At 32.2% G+C, this 15,004-nt stretch carries 25 protein-coding genes; 1 reads left to right on the forward strand and 24 read right to left on the reverse strand.

Annotated features, from left to right (window positions below; translation table 11 throughout):
• The 23 genes from NBE98_RS09625 to NBE98_RS09730 all read right to left on the reverse strand — a co-directional run bounded on the left by NBE98_RS09625 (position 1) and on the right by NBE98_RS09730 (position 13,945).
• Complete coding sequence (locus NBE98_RS09625) at positions 1 to 357, reverse strand: hypothetical protein (RefSeq protein ID WP_250814731.1); 357 nt, start codon at positions 355 to 357, stop codon at positions 1 to 3.
• Positions 354 to 665, reverse strand: a complete 312-nt coding sequence (locus NBE98_RS09630) for a hypothetical protein (RefSeq protein ID WP_250814732.1) — start codon at positions 663 to 665, stop codon at positions 354 to 356. The genes NBE98_RS09625 and NBE98_RS09630 overlap by 4 nt, the downstream gene beginning before the upstream one ends.
• 9 nt (positions 666 to 674) lie before the next feature.
• Positions 675 to 884: a hypothetical protein gene (locus tag NBE98_RS09635; protein ID WP_250814733.1), complete on the reverse strand. Its 210-nt coding sequence runs from the start codon at positions 882 to 884 to the stop codon at positions 675 to 677.
• Positions 885 to 937: 53 nt separating this feature from the next.
• Positions 938 to 1,975 carry a major capsid protein gene (locus NBE98_RS09640; protein ID WP_250814734.1) on the reverse strand — a complete coding sequence of 346 codons (1,038 nt, stop codon included), beginning with the start codon at positions 1,973 to 1,975 and terminating at the stop codon, positions 938 to 940.
• A gap of 20 nt (positions 1,976 to 1,995) precedes the next feature.
• Positions 1,996 to 2,340, reverse strand: coding sequence for a hypothetical protein (locus NBE98_RS09645; RefSeq protein WP_250814735.1), 345 nt, complete (start codon positions 2,338 to 2,340; stop codon positions 1,996 to 1,998).
• A 13-nt stretch (positions 2,341 to 2,353) separates the two neighbouring features.
• Positions 2,354 to 2,968 carry a phage scaffolding protein gene (locus tag NBE98_RS09650; RefSeq protein WP_250814736.1) on the reverse strand — a complete coding sequence of 205 codons (615 nt, stop codon included), beginning with the start codon at positions 2,966 to 2,968 and terminating at the stop codon, positions 2,354 to 2,356.
• 150 nt (positions 2,969 to 3,118) lie between these two features.
• Positions 3,119 to 3,394, reverse strand: coding sequence for a hypothetical protein (locus NBE98_RS09655; RefSeq protein ID WP_284703621.1), 276 nt, complete (start codon positions 3,392 to 3,394; stop codon positions 3,119 to 3,121).
• Positions 3,395 to 3,432: 38 nt separating this feature from the next.
• Positions 3,433 to 3,606, reverse strand: coding sequence for a hypothetical protein (locus tag NBE98_RS09660; RefSeq protein WP_250814737.1), 174 nt, complete (start codon positions 3,604 to 3,606; stop codon positions 3,433 to 3,435).
• A gap of 152 nt (positions 3,607 to 3,758) precedes the next feature.
• A complete protein-coding gene (locus NBE98_RS09665) occupies positions 3,759 to 4,079 on the reverse strand; it encodes a hypothetical protein (protein WP_250814738.1) in 321 nt (106 codons plus the stop codon).
• Between the two features lie 56 nt (positions 4,080 to 4,135).
• A complete protein-coding gene (locus NBE98_RS09670; RefSeq protein WP_250814739.1) occupies positions 4,136 to 4,441 on the reverse strand; it encodes a hypothetical protein in 306 nt (101 codons plus the stop codon).
• Positions 4,434 to 5,483 carry a hypothetical protein gene (locus tag NBE98_RS09675; RefSeq protein WP_250814740.1) on the reverse strand — a complete coding sequence of 350 codons (1,050 nt, stop codon included), beginning with the start codon at positions 5,481 to 5,483 and terminating at the stop codon, positions 4,434 to 4,436. Before NBE98_RS09675 ends, NBE98_RS09670 begins: the two co-directional genes overlap by 8 nt.
• Entirely contained in the window at positions 5,476 to 6,948 is a 1,473-nt protein-coding gene (locus NBE98_RS09680) for a phage portal protein (protein ID WP_250814741.1), read from the reverse strand. The genes NBE98_RS09675 and NBE98_RS09680 overlap by 8 nt, the downstream gene beginning before the upstream one ends.
• Complete coding sequence (locus NBE98_RS09685; RefSeq protein ID WP_250814742.1) at positions 6,948 to 8,282, reverse strand: PBSX family phage terminase large subunit; 1,335 nt, start codon at positions 8,280 to 8,282, stop codon at positions 6,948 to 6,950. Before NBE98_RS09685 ends, NBE98_RS09680 begins: the two co-directional genes overlap by 1 nt.
• The gene (locus tag NBE98_RS09690) at positions 8,275 to 9,174 is read right to left on the reverse strand and encodes a terminase small subunit (RefSeq protein WP_250814743.1); all 900 of its coding nucleotides are present in this window, start codon (positions 9,172 to 9,174) and stop codon (positions 8,275 to 8,277) included. Before NBE98_RS09690 ends, NBE98_RS09685 begins: the two co-directional genes overlap by 8 nt.
• An 82-nt stretch (positions 9,175 to 9,256) precedes the next feature.
• Entirely contained in the window at positions 9,257 to 9,568 is a 312-nt protein-coding gene (locus NBE98_RS09695; RefSeq protein ID WP_250814744.1) for a hypothetical protein, read from the reverse strand.
• A gap of 360 nt (positions 9,569 to 9,928) precedes the next feature.
• Complete coding sequence (locus NBE98_RS09700; RefSeq protein WP_250814745.1) at positions 9,929 to 10,858, reverse strand: DUF2971 domain-containing protein; 930 nt, start codon at positions 10,856 to 10,858, stop codon at positions 9,929 to 9,931.
• A gap of 172 nt (positions 10,859 to 11,030) precedes the next feature.
• Complete coding sequence (locus tag NBE98_RS22435; RefSeq protein ID WP_284703622.1) at positions 11,031 to 11,165, reverse strand: hypothetical protein; 135 nt, start codon at positions 11,163 to 11,165, stop codon at positions 11,031 to 11,033.
• A gap of 230 nt (positions 11,166 to 11,395) precedes the next feature.
• Positions 11,396 to 11,581: an aspartyl-phosphate phosphatase Spo0E family protein gene (locus NBE98_RS09705; protein WP_250814746.1), complete on the reverse strand. Its 186-nt coding sequence runs from the start codon at positions 11,579 to 11,581 to the stop codon at positions 11,396 to 11,398.
• 333 nt (positions 11,582 to 11,914) lie between these two features.
• Entirely contained in the window at positions 11,915 to 12,439 is a 525-nt protein-coding gene (locus NBE98_RS09710) for a P-loop NTPase family protein (protein WP_250814747.1), read from the reverse strand.
• Between the two features lie 79 nt (positions 12,440 to 12,518).
• Positions 12,519 to 12,731 (reverse strand): hypothetical protein, encoded by a 213-nt coding sequence (locus tag NBE98_RS09715; protein ID WP_250814748.1) that lies wholly within the window; start codon positions 12,729 to 12,731, stop codon positions 12,519 to 12,521.
• A 218-nt stretch (positions 12,732 to 12,949) separates the two neighbouring features.
• Positions 12,950 to 13,465, reverse strand: coding sequence for a DUF722 domain-containing protein (locus tag NBE98_RS09720; protein ID WP_250814749.1), 516 nt, complete (start codon positions 13,463 to 13,465; stop codon positions 12,950 to 12,952).
• 1 nt (position 13,466) lies between these two features.
• Positions 13,467 to 13,703 carry a DUF4033 domain-containing protein gene (locus NBE98_RS09725; RefSeq protein ID WP_250814750.1) on the reverse strand — a complete coding sequence of 79 codons (237 nt, stop codon included), beginning with the start codon at positions 13,701 to 13,703 and terminating at the stop codon, positions 13,467 to 13,469.
• 8 nt (positions 13,704 to 13,711) lie between these two features.
• The gene (locus NBE98_RS09730; RefSeq protein WP_250814751.1) at positions 13,712 to 13,945 is read right to left on the reverse strand and encodes a hypothetical protein; all 234 of its coding nucleotides are present in this window, start codon (positions 13,943 to 13,945) and stop codon (positions 13,712 to 13,714) included.
• A gap of 175 nt (positions 13,946 to 14,120) precedes the next feature.
• Between NBE98_RS09730 and NBE98_RS09735 the strand changes: the two genes are divergently transcribed.
• A complete protein-coding gene (locus NBE98_RS09735) occupies positions 14,121 to 14,309 on the forward strand; it encodes a hypothetical protein (RefSeq protein WP_250814752.1) in 189 nt (62 codons plus the stop codon).
• On the opposite strand, the gene NBE98_RS09740 is transcribed toward NBE98_RS09735, so the two are convergent.
• Positions 14,306 to 14,914, reverse strand: coding sequence for a putative HNHc nuclease (locus NBE98_RS09740; protein WP_250814753.1), 609 nt, complete (start codon positions 14,912 to 14,914; stop codon positions 14,306 to 14,308). The genes NBE98_RS09735 and NBE98_RS09740 overlap by 4 nt on opposite strands.
• Positions 14,915 to 15,004: the final 90 nt, after the last annotated feature.

The following is a 15,004-nucleotide window of genomic DNA, read 5'->3' on the forward strand; positions in this document are numbered from 1 at the left end:
TTACTCCACCACCATATCAAAATAAACCTTAAAATTTTCACCTGGATCTATTACCCTATACCTTTTATTATCAATAGTTAAAATATCACCAGTCTTCACCTTAGAAGATTCATTGTCATAAACAGTTAAAAACTTAGAATTTTGTTGCTCCAAAACTTCTCCCTTATCTTGAATTTTAATGTTTATATCCCTTGTGGTAGTAGATTTATATAGTAATCCTACCAAGGTAGTTATTAACTCAGGAGCTCCTTCTGGTTCCTTATAATTATTTAACTTTTGCCTATAGACTTTACACTCTGAGGGCATTTGATTAACACCTTTAATAACTGCCTGCTTTAATCTTTCCTTATCTATCATATTTCATCAGCTCTTCTCATTGAAGTGTTGTAATAACCACTTGAAACATTATTGGTATTGCTTTCTTGCTGATACTCTGTCATATATTGTTTTGATAAATTAGTCCAGTATTCAGGCTCAGGGTTTTCTATAGTAATTGGTCCTACTTTAATGGATTTCTCCATGTCAGCTTTCATAAGACATAATTTAGCTGCTGTTAACTTTACGTTACCCCCATTTACAGTTAGAAAACCTTGTAATTCTTCATCTGTAAAGTAAGGATATTTCTTCTCCTGGATTAAAAGTTTTAGAAGAGTTAAATCATCCAATTATCTCACCTACTCTTCACTTTTCTTATCATCCTCATTGCTTGCTCCATCTCCTTTGGAGGCTTCCTTATCAACTTCTCCTAGAACTTCTACATAAGCTCCTATATCCTCTATATCTGATTTTCTAACTAGGAACTCCTGCCCTATTTTAACAACATCCTTATCATACTTTAGGTTAATCTTAGCGTTAACTCTAACAGTTCTTTTTTCCTTAGCCATTTATCTCATTCCTTTCAAAATCAAAATAAAAAGAGAAGGCTTTCCGCCCTCTCCTAAGCAACTACTGCAAAGAAACACTCATCAGCCCTATCAAAGCTTGGTAGCACCAATTGAGACACCTTTGTTTCTACAGTAACAGGATCTTCTTTGAGCATTGTAGTAATAGCAACACCAGTGTTAACTATTTGAGTATCAAGTTTACCGCTGCCATATACCTTGTCAGCCTCCTCAGGAGTTGTTCCATATACTGTTTTACCTAAGGCCCCATCCGGAATTAGAGTTACATAGTTATCTTCATAATAGTTCATTGTTGAGCCATCTTCAGCTACGAACGTTCCGTTTAAGATACCTACAGATATTCCTAGCTTTCTGTTTAAATAAGCTATTATATCTTGGCTAGTTACTATAACTTCGCCCATGTTACGAGCCTTTAATTCATTAAGTATAGCTGTATTTTGAGAGATATATCCAAAGGTAGTCTTTGTTAACAACATTCTGCTTGGTGCTGCATATCCTTCATCAGTTAAAACTCCCTGCCATCTTTGTATATCCCCTATAATATCAGCTGAAGGATCAGACCATCTTGCAGTACTTAAAAGTGTTTCTTTATGTGCTGCAGGGATTTCATAGTCTACTACTATGTCACCATCTTCAGTTACAATATTAATAACACCCTTTTGGAGCAATTGAGCTCTCATTCTGGTTGCTTGAACTCCGGCACCATCGACTAGGCTTTGATAATTTTCATAAACCTGTGAAACAATTTGCTCTACTAGATTTTGATTATTTGCCTGCATCGCCATCATAAGCAGTTGTCTATCTTTTTCCTTGATAAGTACAGATTCCTTAAAAAACGGAAGTTCTTTCTTATCAATTTTTAAATTAGCTTTTAAAGCTCTTGGTTTAACAGCTACATCAAAAGTAGACATTTTTAAAGCTACTGGCCTTTGTTTTGCGCCTTTTGCAAGCTCTATTTCTGTTCCCCACTGCTTTGTATTTGGAAACAGCGCTTGGTCTATTGTAGTTCTTGGTGGCAGATTTTGAATGTATAATGCTATTTCCTTTGCACTTATAAAATCTGTTAAATTCATATGTTTATTCCTCCTTTAAATTATAGAAATTGAATCATTTTTAATGCTGTTTTTGCTTCTGCAACCGGTACTGCTGGAAGTGCACTTTCTTTTACAAAACCAAAAATAGTAACTGGTACTACCTCAGTTCCCTTAGAGTTATTAAAGTCTACATCTTCATAAACAATACCAAAGGCAGTTGCTCCTAAAGCTGCAGTATTTACACTCTTCCCAGTCTTGTCTACTATTGTCCCTGCTGGCAAAATCCCATTGGTTAATGTTGCTACAGTCTTATTGACCTTTATATTAGTGTTTTGAAATAATTGCCCAGCTAAGGCAAGAATGTTCTTTTGTTCACCCATAATAGTTCTTGAGCTTTGTTTCATTGTTTTTTACCTCCTACTTGAAAAATTTATTAATTTCTTCACTTGATTTAACTTGTTCTGCCTTTTCCTTAGCAAGTCTTTCGCCTAAGCTCTTTACTTCGCCACCATCTGGATTTTTCTTTGCCCCAGTATTAAATGAACCAGTTCCAGGTACTTCTTTTTCGAATAGGTAATCCTTATCTTTCTTAATAGCCTCTAGCTGCTCCTTAATGCCTACAACTTCCTCACCATTTACCTTTAGCTTATTCTTATCTAACAAAGCTTTAATAAGGTTTATATCCTTTGCTTTGCTATCTTTGAGCGCATTGTTAATAGCTGATTCATACTGAATTTCTTGAAGTTTCTTTTCATAGTCAGCTGCAGTAGTAGAGTTAGCCGCTTTAAGCTTTTCAATTTCCTGAGTTAAGGCTTCATTATCCTTTACCTTGCCTTGTAAATCTGTAAGTTGCTTGTCTCTATCTGCTAATTGCTGCTTATAATCATTCTTTTCAGTTGTAACCTGAGAAAAACGCTCTTTTGGAACATAATCAGCACTATTTACAAAGTCAGTGTCCTTATACTTATTTCTAGTATCTTCCGGAAGAGCCTTGAAAGCTTCTTCACCTATGATTTCTTTTAAATTTGGCATAATATAAAATCCTCCTTAATTGCTCTATTCACGCTTTTTTACGTGGGTCTCGACCACGAATATAGAGTTGCTTATTTATTCTTTTACGTCTACAAGTAAAGCTTAAAAAGACGATTTTGGTGTAAAATAAAAAGCCTTATTTCTAAGACTTTACTTAACTAATTCATATGTTTTCTCAAATACATCGGGCTTACATGGATAAAATTCTTCATTAACACCTTTAATAATGTAGTCACCTTTATCTGCTGTCATAATTCCTTCCAACGTTTTAATGTAAAGTTTATTTGTTGCTCTCCCTATTTCTCCACTTTTTAGTTGTGGTAATAGCCATTCAACACTTGCATCTGTTCCATCGAATTGAACAGATGCAATTATTACTGGTTTCTTTCTATACTTAGACACCTTTCTCACCTCGCTTTCAGGCATAATAAAAGCACCTACTATTTTTACTTAGTAAGTGCTTTCTATTCTTCATATCTGGCGCATTCTTTACATATCTTCTGAGCCTTATTCCAGTCTGTTATCTTCCCTTTGTCTTCTTCAATCAGAATATCGTCCGATGCAATATTACATAATTCAAAACAATATCCTTCAGAAATCTCTCTTTTTAATAATGTGCAAAATATTGTACCCTTCATAATATTTTCATTCTCCTTCTTACGGAAATAATATTCTTTCATTTACTACCAATACTCACCTTTATTATACTTTAAGTCTATGGCATATCGAATGATTTAAAAAAATATTATAAATTTGAACTTTATAGATTAGATATCCTAATAGTGCTATATCACACTACACTTTCATACTTTTTTCTATATCCTTGAGATATTAGCTTATTTTTAGCCATTAAAGTATCGTATTCTTTCACTAGCTCACTAGCTGCTTCAACAGAAATGCTTTTATCTGCTAACTTAACCCTAATAACATTTAGAGTGTTAATATTTTTCCTGAACTCATCATCAGTATAAGATATAGTGTACTTTGTATTACAATGATGGCATTTAAAGTACATTCTTTCAATATCATTTTCTATTTTTACTATCTTGGTGTGTTTCTGTTTCAGTTTTATTTCTCTTTTGCATTTATCGCAAATAAGTTTATTATTCATAATCATTCCTTTCTACAATAAAAAAACACTTACTCTTTACTGCTAAGTAAGTGTTTTTATTCTAATGCTATTATGACATCATTGCCCAGTTCTTTTTGTAAGTCCTTTAATTTGTTCAATACTCTATCATCATCAAGATACAAGTCATAATAATGATAGCCATAATATTCATCATCTTCTTCTTTATCATCTAAGAAAGCCTTGTATTCTACAACAATAGGTTTACCATTTCTTTTTAACCAATCTTCACTTTCTTCAACAATTAAAATATCATCCTTTACAACTTCTAAGGTATTAGATAAAACATTAGTTAGCTGATTATTATTAAATTTAGTTTTACTGAAAATCTCTCTGCTATTCATTTATTATTCCTCCTTCCTTCAAGATTGCTTTTATTATACCACTATTTTCCTCTTTTGAAACAGCTAATTTACTAAAAGCATTATTTTTTCCGTTAGTAGTGTACCATTCATCAAGCATTGGATTATTACCGCCAGCTATCCAATCACCTAACTCTTTGCCTATTTCCTCCATACTTTTTGTAATTACACCATATTGCGTACATAAACATTGAACATGAGGAATTGGTACTTCATCCTTAGGAAAATTACCTTGACCTAAATTATATTTATTCTGCTCAACATAATCGTCGCACTCATCACGACCAAATCTTTTAACCTGTCTTTCGTAGTGCTGCCCTGATAGCTCCCAATGCACAGATTCTACATAAGGATTTCTTTTATTGCTTTCCATAGAACTTAGATAAAAGGAATGATTTATACCAGTTCTCATAAGCCTTTGAGCATTATAATCTACTTGCTTATTTACACCTGGATAAACTGTCTTCCAGTTCCATGGCTTTTTAGCTGCTGGATCCACGTACTTTTCTAGGTCTTTTATCATTTCTAAATAAGACTTCTGCTCTGCTATGCCTTTAGCTAATATAAAGTTTATGTCCTGCCCCATTTTATTAGTAGATGACCAAATCCTACTTGCTAACCCCTTACCATCCTTATATAAATTACCGCTAATAAGCTTTAAAACTATGTCCTCAGGTATCGAATAAATTGATTTATATAGCTCCTTAGGAATATCTAACTCAAACTTATCCTCTAGGTATTCAAAGAAAGTAGCTTGTACAGCGGCTGCAATTTGAGAACTTGTTTTTAGAGCATCCTCATTAAGTTCATAAATATTATTTTCAAGCTCTCTCAATCTGTTCTGCACAACTTTACTGTAATCATTTAGCCAAGCTTTATTAAATCCTTTAGACTTAGACGCTTTTTTTAATAAATCCTCTGCTACATCCTCATAAAGCTTTTTTAGCTGCTTTGCATTGTTCTGAGCAAGCTCTATCTTTTTATTTAGGGCCTCATGAACTAGTTTAAGGTACTCGTTATTCATTTGAACCACCAGTATTTAATTGTGGCTGCTCGGATTCTGCTGAAGCTATTAATGTAATCTCCTCAAGTATTTCATTAAGGCTCTTTTCAGCGTCTTCTTCATCCGTAAACTCTTTAATATAGCTTCTAATAGATCTAACCTTTGTAATTACCTCATCCATTGCTGTTTTCTTTTTATCCTCTTCATCAGCTGGCAATGGATAGTTATGAGTAAATATCAAAGTATACGCTAGATTAGACCACTCATTTTTAAATTTATTCTTATAGCAGTATGGAGCTGCCTCTATAATAAAGTTGATTAATTCTTTTAACACAGGCTCCCAATCATTCCACTTTTCTTCACAGCGTCCAATTAAGTCATTGTACATGTATTTCATTGCCTTAGCACTTGGAATGTTAGATAAATCCTTTATATCAGGCATATCAAGTATATCTTTCATATCATGATCTAATCTATCAAGGTACGAATTAGCAGCTTCAGCATTTCCCATGTTGTATTCTAATCTTTGGATTACAGCTTGCTTGTTATTGTTTGCAGCATTATCATCAGTTCTTATAGCATGTACAGCATTAGGTGCTATTGTAAGCTTATTTACATCATCTGGGTTTCCATCAATAATGCTTTCAGCACCGAACATTTGAAACTTTAAAGCATCTGCAAAGTCTGAATTCTTCCTATTGTACTGATTTTGCAGCTCCCTTAATTCGTCAACATCGGATTCTCCGAAGCTATCTCCAAGCTCTCCACCGTTCTTAATAAGCCAACATGGTATTCTAGAAAATCCTGTGGGTTGTGCTTTTACCTCTGTTGGATTTATTAGATCATCACCTTTATAAGTTAGCTGCTTGTAAAAAGCTACTACCTCCTTACTATCCTCAGGTTTATCATAGCAATATACATGAATATAATAGATTTTGTCTTTATCGGCTTCGGTAAAGGCATTAGCTTCATCTTCCTCGAAAAATCTTGCTTCCAGAAGGATACCGTTTTGTTCTTTATAATAAAAATCTTCTATATTCTCATACTTAATAATTATAGGCATACCAGGATTGGCTTCCACTCTCAAAAGTACACGTTTTTTGATTGTACTCATTAAAAAAGCCTTTCTAGTATTGTTCCAAAATTTATTCGCTTCAAGCACATCATCAATAAACTTTCTGAGCTCTTCACATTTATTACTATCATTCATATTATTTGGCTTGAAATTAATAAAAGGCTCATTTCCAAACATGAACCTTGCTTGCTTTTTAAGTAACGGTTTAACCTTATTTCTTATGTCCTGAGTGGGAGTATAATCTACATTATCATTCGATTCCCAGCTTTGCCCCAAAAGAGACTTATCTTGCTTAGCTGCTTTTCCATCTTCACATTTACCTTTATAAAAATGATAATCTGACTTTACTCTCAATCTCTCTTTTTTCTCTGCATCAGAAAGTTTTAAAAGTGTCTCTTTCACATCTGACATTAGAATACTGCGCCTCCTTTCTTATTGGTATAAGGGCTAGGCTTAATAACCCCTTTACCTTTGCTATAAATTTCTTTCTCATATGCTGCTTGATTGAATTGCAGTATAGTATTTACAAAGTATCTGATTGCATCCATAGCATGGTCCATTATTTTAACTGGCTTATCTTCTCCACGCTGAATTGCTTTTTCATCCCATATATAGGAGAAGAATTCTTTAAATGTGTTGTAGCAATTATCATTAAACAATAATAGCTCATCGGTTAGATATGCTGCTACATTCCTTATTCCCTCAAGTACATCATTTTTAGCTTTTCTAACTGTAAACTTACCTTTTTCTCTTATAAGAGCTATGAAGGATGCTGCACTTGGGTCTATTACTATTGCCTTAACTTTTCTTTCTCCTACAAATTCCTCTAAATCCTTATAGTATTCAGGATCTGATTTCTGCTTTCCTTTATCTCGACCAGAGTAATAATACTCATCTACCAAGTACCATTTACCTTCAAACTGGCCCCATAATAGAAAAACAGTTGCGTTTTGAGTACCATAATCGCAACTAACATAGAATTCCTTATAAGCTCTTTCAATTGTTTTTACTTTATGCTTAATTTCATCAAACATGTCATAGATAATTCCTTCAGCCTGTACCCATAATCCAAGGATATAACGCTTAAAGAATACCCCTGAAAACATACGTCTAAATCTCTGTTTAACCTTTTGTGAAAGGCTTAAATTATCATCCATATCGAAGTGCATATAAAGTATATTCTTTTCCTTAGCTTTATCTATAAGCTCTGTTTTAACAAAATGATACGGACTTCCTGGATTACAATTCATAAATATCTTTGCCCCATCTACCGAGCAACGTCCTATCATCTGATCAACAAAATTCTGAGGAAACAAAGCTACTTCATCAGCCAAGGCTCCAGCAGCTGTTAAACCTTGCAGCTTATCCTGTGAAGCTTCATTGCTAGCATCATACATGTAATATGTATTGTCTCCAATGATAATAAAGTTTTCTGACCTATTGTATTCATACTTAATACCCCATGCTGTTAATATCTGCTGCATAGGTCCTATAACATTCTTTTTAAGTGAACCTATTGTCTTTCCAGATAGTATAAAGTTTTCTCCTGAAAAGTGCTTTAAGCTCCACCTAAGAAAGCTGCATATACAAGCTATAGTTTTGCCTGACCTTATAGCTCCATCGGCAATAATTATGTCTCTATCAGCAAATGGTGATCCTTTTTCCCAAAAGAATAAAAGCTTTTTCTGTTTGAGAGAGAATGGTTGGAACCTAAATCCTTTGACCGTTTTCTTTCGTCTACTCATCTATATCATCCTTAAAGAGTTCTTTTATATCTTCCTCACTCATTGTTGTAGCTTTTATAAATTCTTCTACACCTGACTTATCTGATTCTCCATTTCCACCGCTTATTTTTAACTTCTCAAGCTTAAGCTTTTCTTTAGTTGCTGTATCTAATAAGTCCATATGATTTGATAGCCAATCTAGTGCTTTCATTTTGTCATAGAGTTTCAATTTCGCACCGTCTTTACCTTGCCCAATTTCACTTATTAAAGTTCCATCTACATTTGTCCATGTCCTAAACTTGACTGTATTAACCATCCTAGTCACTTGGTTTCCATCTTCATCTACTACTGGACCAAAAGCTCCCATAACCGGAACTTCTTCCTGCCCAAACACTACGAAATCAGTTATATCAGCAAAAGCAATATCAATATACTTTTGTATTAAGTCCTGAACATCTAATTTTAGTTCATCTCGAAGTTCTCTTAATTGCTTATCTATTTCATTTTTAACAGCCATGTTTTGCCATAGCTTATATGCATTAGCATGAGCATTTTCATAACTACATTGATAAGCTTTTATATATGCCTTTGTCTTGTTCCTATACTTAACGTAATACATACAAAAAAGCCTTTGCTTAACATTAAGTTCCGGATTATCAATCTCAGTAACTTCTGATTGCACAGACTCTTTATTTTTAGTATTATTTTTATTACTTTTCTTTGTTGTACAACTTTCATTCTTTTGTCGTACAACATTTATTTTTTCATTCCATTTATCTCTTTGCTTCCATACTGCAACTTTCTTTTCATCTTCATTAAGTATGTTAGCAATTTCTCTGTTTGTTATATTTCCTTTATGCTCTCTATATATTTCAAATGCTTTATCTCTATCCGGACTTCTCTGCCTTCCCATTACCACCTCACCTGCCCTAAATGGTTATTAGATTTATTTATAAAAAATGAGCCCATTAAGAGCTCATAAATAAATTGATATTTTAAAAATCTAGTTCTTTAATTATATAAGTATGCCACTCTCCGTTTTCTTTAATATTTTTTATGTATCCTAAATCTCTAAGTGTATTTTTATATTCAACTACTAATTCATTAGCCATATGGTCTGGATTTCCTTCATAAACATAATTCATCATTTTTCTTAGAGTTGTTTTACTCCATCCTCTATTATCAACTTTGGAGTCATTTTGTATATATCCATAAGTTCTAACTAAATATTTTCTATAATTTCCTGTAGGATTCTCCTTTTGTTCTCGTAAGTATTTTAATTTTTTCTCTTTTTGTTCTTGATTCAAGCAAATCCCCTCCCTTATACATAATAACTTCTATAGTAAGATGAGGTTTCCTGCTATTGTTGAATAATTTATATCTCTTTATCTTCTTCAAAGCGCATCTATCATAACAGTTAGCTATATCTTTGCCTATATAAAATCTGCATATATTTTTATTGCTTAATCTAAATTTCTTGCAATACTTCTGCTTCTTTACACTCTTTGCTTCTACTGAGTTAATTTCTATCTCTTTCTCTGGTAAAGTAAAAATATATTTCTCTAAATACTCTTTTAACCACATTTATTTCACATTCCTTTAATAGATTAAATAATTAAATATAAAATAAAAAGAGCCCTTATAAGAGCTCAAAATCTATAAATATATTAATATCTTAGAGGCACTTTTGATTTATTTACTTTAATGTCACTTGAGTTATACCCAATGGACTGTATAAAATTCTTTACCCCTTTCTCTGCTATATCTATATTATTCTTGGGTCCAATTGTAATAGTTTTTACCGGAAGAAAATTTCCTTTTTCGATTGGCAATTGAATGTACGGTATAATGACTCCATTACTATTCCGAAATTTGGGGTTTAAGTCTAAATATATATTTGATACTAATCTATACTCTTCCTCATGCTTAAAAGATGGATGCTTGAAAAACAATGAATATATTCCCATTTTAAGAATAAATCTTTCAATTAAGTGTTTTCTAATAGTGCGTAAATCACCATCTGGAAGACAAGCGGCATATTTATTATATATATCTAAAATACCATTTATTTTATCTCTAACTCTCCTAGATTGCTCATATTCGTCATATATAACTTTTCCATGCAAATTTATTATTCTATCTCTATCACATGAATGCAATAATTTATAGAAGTCTATTCCTAAATTATATCCGTCAAATTTGGAATAATATGACCACAGCATTAGCGAATCGGGATTTTCAGATAATGATAATATGTATGCATTATTAGCCCAGAAGCTAGGATCCCAATTAAATTCATGCTCTGCCATACCTATATAATCACATAATTCATCAAAAAGCTCACTATTTTTAATATTCATCCCTTCAATTGTATTTCTCACGCATTCTTTAATATACTTTATTTCTAAAGAATCATTAAGAAAATTTGCCTGTGAAATTCTAAAAGATTTTTCTTCTAGTATTCCCATTAATCCATTAATACTTGTATAATGGTATAATAAAACACCTTGATAAGCTATCGGAATCTCGTTAGATGATTTCTCGTAATTTTTTATTTCATCAAAAATCTCATTAATCAGATAGTCTAAATTATCCATATTTTCACCTCTTTGTATATTTCTATATACAAAGTTAAATTCCTGCTAGCAAACAGTAAAAAACACCAATAACCCTACTACCGCTTTCTTGCTACTATCACCATTGATTGTAATTCCCACCAAGACACCTTAAAAATCAAAAAGAGCTCTACTAAGAGCTCTTTCATAATATTTAGGATTGTCTATCGTCAATATTTACTTCAATATCTTCGACAAGTATTTCTCCGCAGTTTTCACATATGCTATCATCAAGGTTATTTGATGTATACCATATGGTTCCACATTCATTGCATATAAGTTTCCTCATGTCTATCCTCTTTCATAACTAAGCATTAACCCATATCTTTTCGCTAATATTATATGAGAATAGTCTCCGCTAATTTTAGTATTCGACATTATACTTAAGATTCCTTCAATGCTATTTAATAAAAAAACAGCTGGCATAATACCAACTGAAAAAAGGAGTTAAGAGATTAAAATTAATAAAATGTTTTAACAAGTTATTTAAAATATGTCCACTTTTTATTACTTTAAACATCACTCTATATTTTTTGCAAATTTTTCTTTAATAAAGTTATTATATTGATTTAAAGCCGCATTTAAAATTTTGCTTGCAGTTACTACCTCAGGATCTATTAGATTCCCTTGCTTGTCATTTATTAATTGGTTTAATTGCTCTCTTAGGATTTCAACATCCTTTAATAAATCCTCTAATTCAGACATAATCAACACCTCATTATAGGGTTGCCTATCTATGTTTTCTTATACAATAAAAAGCACTCAACATATGAGTGCTTAATTTTGCCGCTGTTGCCATAGTCCCCACCATGAAATCACAGCGATTAAAAATTTATGGTTTTTCATACTATTATTGTATCACATGTTTAGCTGATATTTTTCCCGTTTTCGTCCCGATTTTGTCCCACTATATTGATTTGAATAATATAATACAGCAAAATACATTACTGAATAATACGGTGTTAAATTACATATTCAATTTTTATTATTGTATCGCCTTATAAGAAAAGTGCGTGGTAACACAGTTTCTGATTATGCTTATTTTGTGCGATTGTATCCCTCAATTATTAATTGAATATTTTCTGAAATTGCTTTAGTGCCATCAAGATGAAGTATTGGACAAGCTAATGTTTTTGCCCATTCATCAATAATTGAAAGATTGCGAGTTCTAACAAATTCTAAAAAACCTTGTTCTTGCTCATACATATCGCCACCTACTAAAACACGTTCTCCATATTGTTCTAATGACCTGCGTTTCACACGTTCTAAACGTATATCAATCGGGACAGATAGGAATACACCTAATTTATACATAGAACTAATTTTATCACCATAATCACCTTTTACAGATGAAAGCACAAATGAATCACATTTCTCTATATCAACAAGCATTAATTCAATCACTGTATCTTTAGAGCGTGGTTTGGAGTAAGGAATTTCTGATTCTTCAAAGTAATAGTCTTCAACATCTAAATGTTTAATTTTTAGTTTACGAGCCAATTCACATCCTAATGTAGTTTTGCCACATCCATTTGCACCAAAAATAACAATTCCATTTGGCATTCTATACACCACCTAATATAAATAATCTTCCATTCGCACTTATCTACAGAGCTGCTGCATCCTGGTACCTATTTTTGTATTATTCACTAAGTTCCTTTAACGGTATATAATTAAGTATCACTATATTATCTAATTTGGGATTATATTTTTTAATAGTATTTATAAATTCTTTAACATCATCGAAAGTTTCAACTGGTTTTTTACAATATATCTCAATCATTCCATACCCAGCTCTACCAAACCTATTTGCATAAGAATAGCTAACAAAATAAGGATATTTAAATTCATTCATATAATATTTTTCCTTTCTACTTATTGCACAATGGTTTACCGAAGTATTCATTACAATTACGAATTTATTATCGGTAATTATACCATATATTTCAATCTAGTTCATGTAAATATTTATAGAGCAAGGGGAATATTTCATTATTTAACACCATATTATTTAGTTTTCAATGATCATTGTCCTTCCTTAAAGTTTCTAAGGTCTCTTCCTAATATTTTCATTTACTGATTCAGCCATTTTGCTATGTCTTCAACAATCTCTTCACGTCTCCTACCAGCTGTAGACTTTCCTATGTTCAGCCTGTCAGCTATTTCATAAAGAGTCTTGCTTTCTCCATATTTAAGCTCCACAAATTGCTTACATTCTTCGTTTAAAAGACTAATTACATAGCCTATATCAGCTATTTCCTTTTCAAATTCTCTAATTTGAGCATTAGTCTTAAGGAGATTCTTCTTAGTTCTCTGCCATTCTCTATGTAGTTTCTCTAGTTCCTTAATTATTTCATTCTCTGCATAGCTTGTACCATCATTAGATGTTTGAACCCTTACTTTGCTATAGTCAAAACTCCTGCTTTCTGGTTCGATAGTAACATTAGTTTGTTTGATATCGTGTTCTATTGACTGCAGCTGTTTCCAAAGAATTACTACTCTATGTTTTAATTTATCTATCTGTCTTAGCTGCCAATAATACCTATAAAGTCTTCCTTCTGTTTTTCTAAATGCATCTTCTGTAATCACTCTATACCTCCTCTGTTAAGCCACCGCAGTATTTATTATTTTCTCCGCAACATTTTTGGCATTCTTTTTTAATATCACACAGGTTGCAGCACATTCCATAGCATCCAATCTGCTCGTTATATTTGCACTTATATTTCTTAATTCTTAATTGTCTCTCTGCTTGTCTTTTCTTCTTGTCCATATGAAAGGTTAATATTAGAGTTGTGGCCGCGGTTATCCATAATATTACTTCTCTCATAGCTCCTCCTACAATCTTACTCTAGGACTGCATCTTTTGATTCCAGCTTCTAACCTATCTGTTAATTCTTTCTCGTGCTCAACATCTTTCTTTAGCCTTATGTAGAAATCTATATTGTCATCATGCAATGTTGTTGATTCTAAAGTCTTTATTTTATCTTGTTTATATCTAACCTGACTCTGTAAAGCATGTTTTAACGCAAACATTTCAACTGTTGTTAATTCCAATGTACTTTTTCCCATGGCTTTATCTCCTTGTTTATTTTTTAAATTCGTTATATTTTAAAGTTGTATATTTCTTTAATATTGGTAAATAATACTAAATGTACAGAAGACAAGAAAATGTTTTACTTATGATGCTAGAGTGATATAAACACTTGATGGAAAATTTGTAGAGTTCCATAAAGGAGAAATATCTATGAAGCATCTAAACTTAATTATTTTTATATTAGCTATCATAATACTTCTATTTCATTACGGTATAATCACAATTAATTTTGCGGTTCTATACAGTAATGGATGGTTTATTCTCGATAAGCTAATAACCATTTTTTTAAGTTTTACAGTGACTTCTTGGCTTCACAAAGCAAAGGCAACTTCTAATTAGGGGTTGCTTTTGTCTTTTATATTTATTCCATAAACCTTATACAGCATCTCAAACCTCTGTAATCCCTTTATTTTCGCTTCATCATGATGAATGTTACATAAACTAATTTTATAGTCATTACTTAAGCTATAAACAACTCCCTGCTTACCGCAACAACAACATATAGATTTTTTTATACATAGATATAAATACTTTCCTATATCATCTGTACGCTCTATTGCTGTTTGTGAAAGTGGTATGTCATTATCTAAGAAAAATTCTATTAAATAGCTTATAAACTCTCTAGCTATCTCTAAGCTACAATCTGATAAGCTAAAAGGTTCTATATTATTTTCATAACAGAAAGCTAGTGTTAATAAATGCCTTGCATACTCCGCATCATAACCAGTGTATAAACTAAAATCTTTTATCGTTACAAATATCTTCTTACGCTGCTCTGCTGTTATTAGCTTGCCATCATCTAGTTTTAATTCTCCTTGCAGTATTCCATTGCTTGAATACCTTAGGATATCCTCCTTAGGAGCCTGTATAGCAACCTGGAGGATTGTCCTATTATCTTGTTCTTTTATTCCTAGCACTTGTATAGGCTGCCACAATGTTTGCATTTAATCATCCCCTTATTTTTATAAACAAAAATACCGTAGTACTCATTCCTGAATAACACGGTATTATAAAAACTTATTCATTTTTTAGTC

It is taken from the genome of Clostridium swellfunianum (genome assembly GCF_023656515.1).
GTDB lineage: Bacteria > Bacillota > Clostridia > Clostridiales > Clostridiaceae > Clostridium_AT > Clostridium_AT swellfunianum.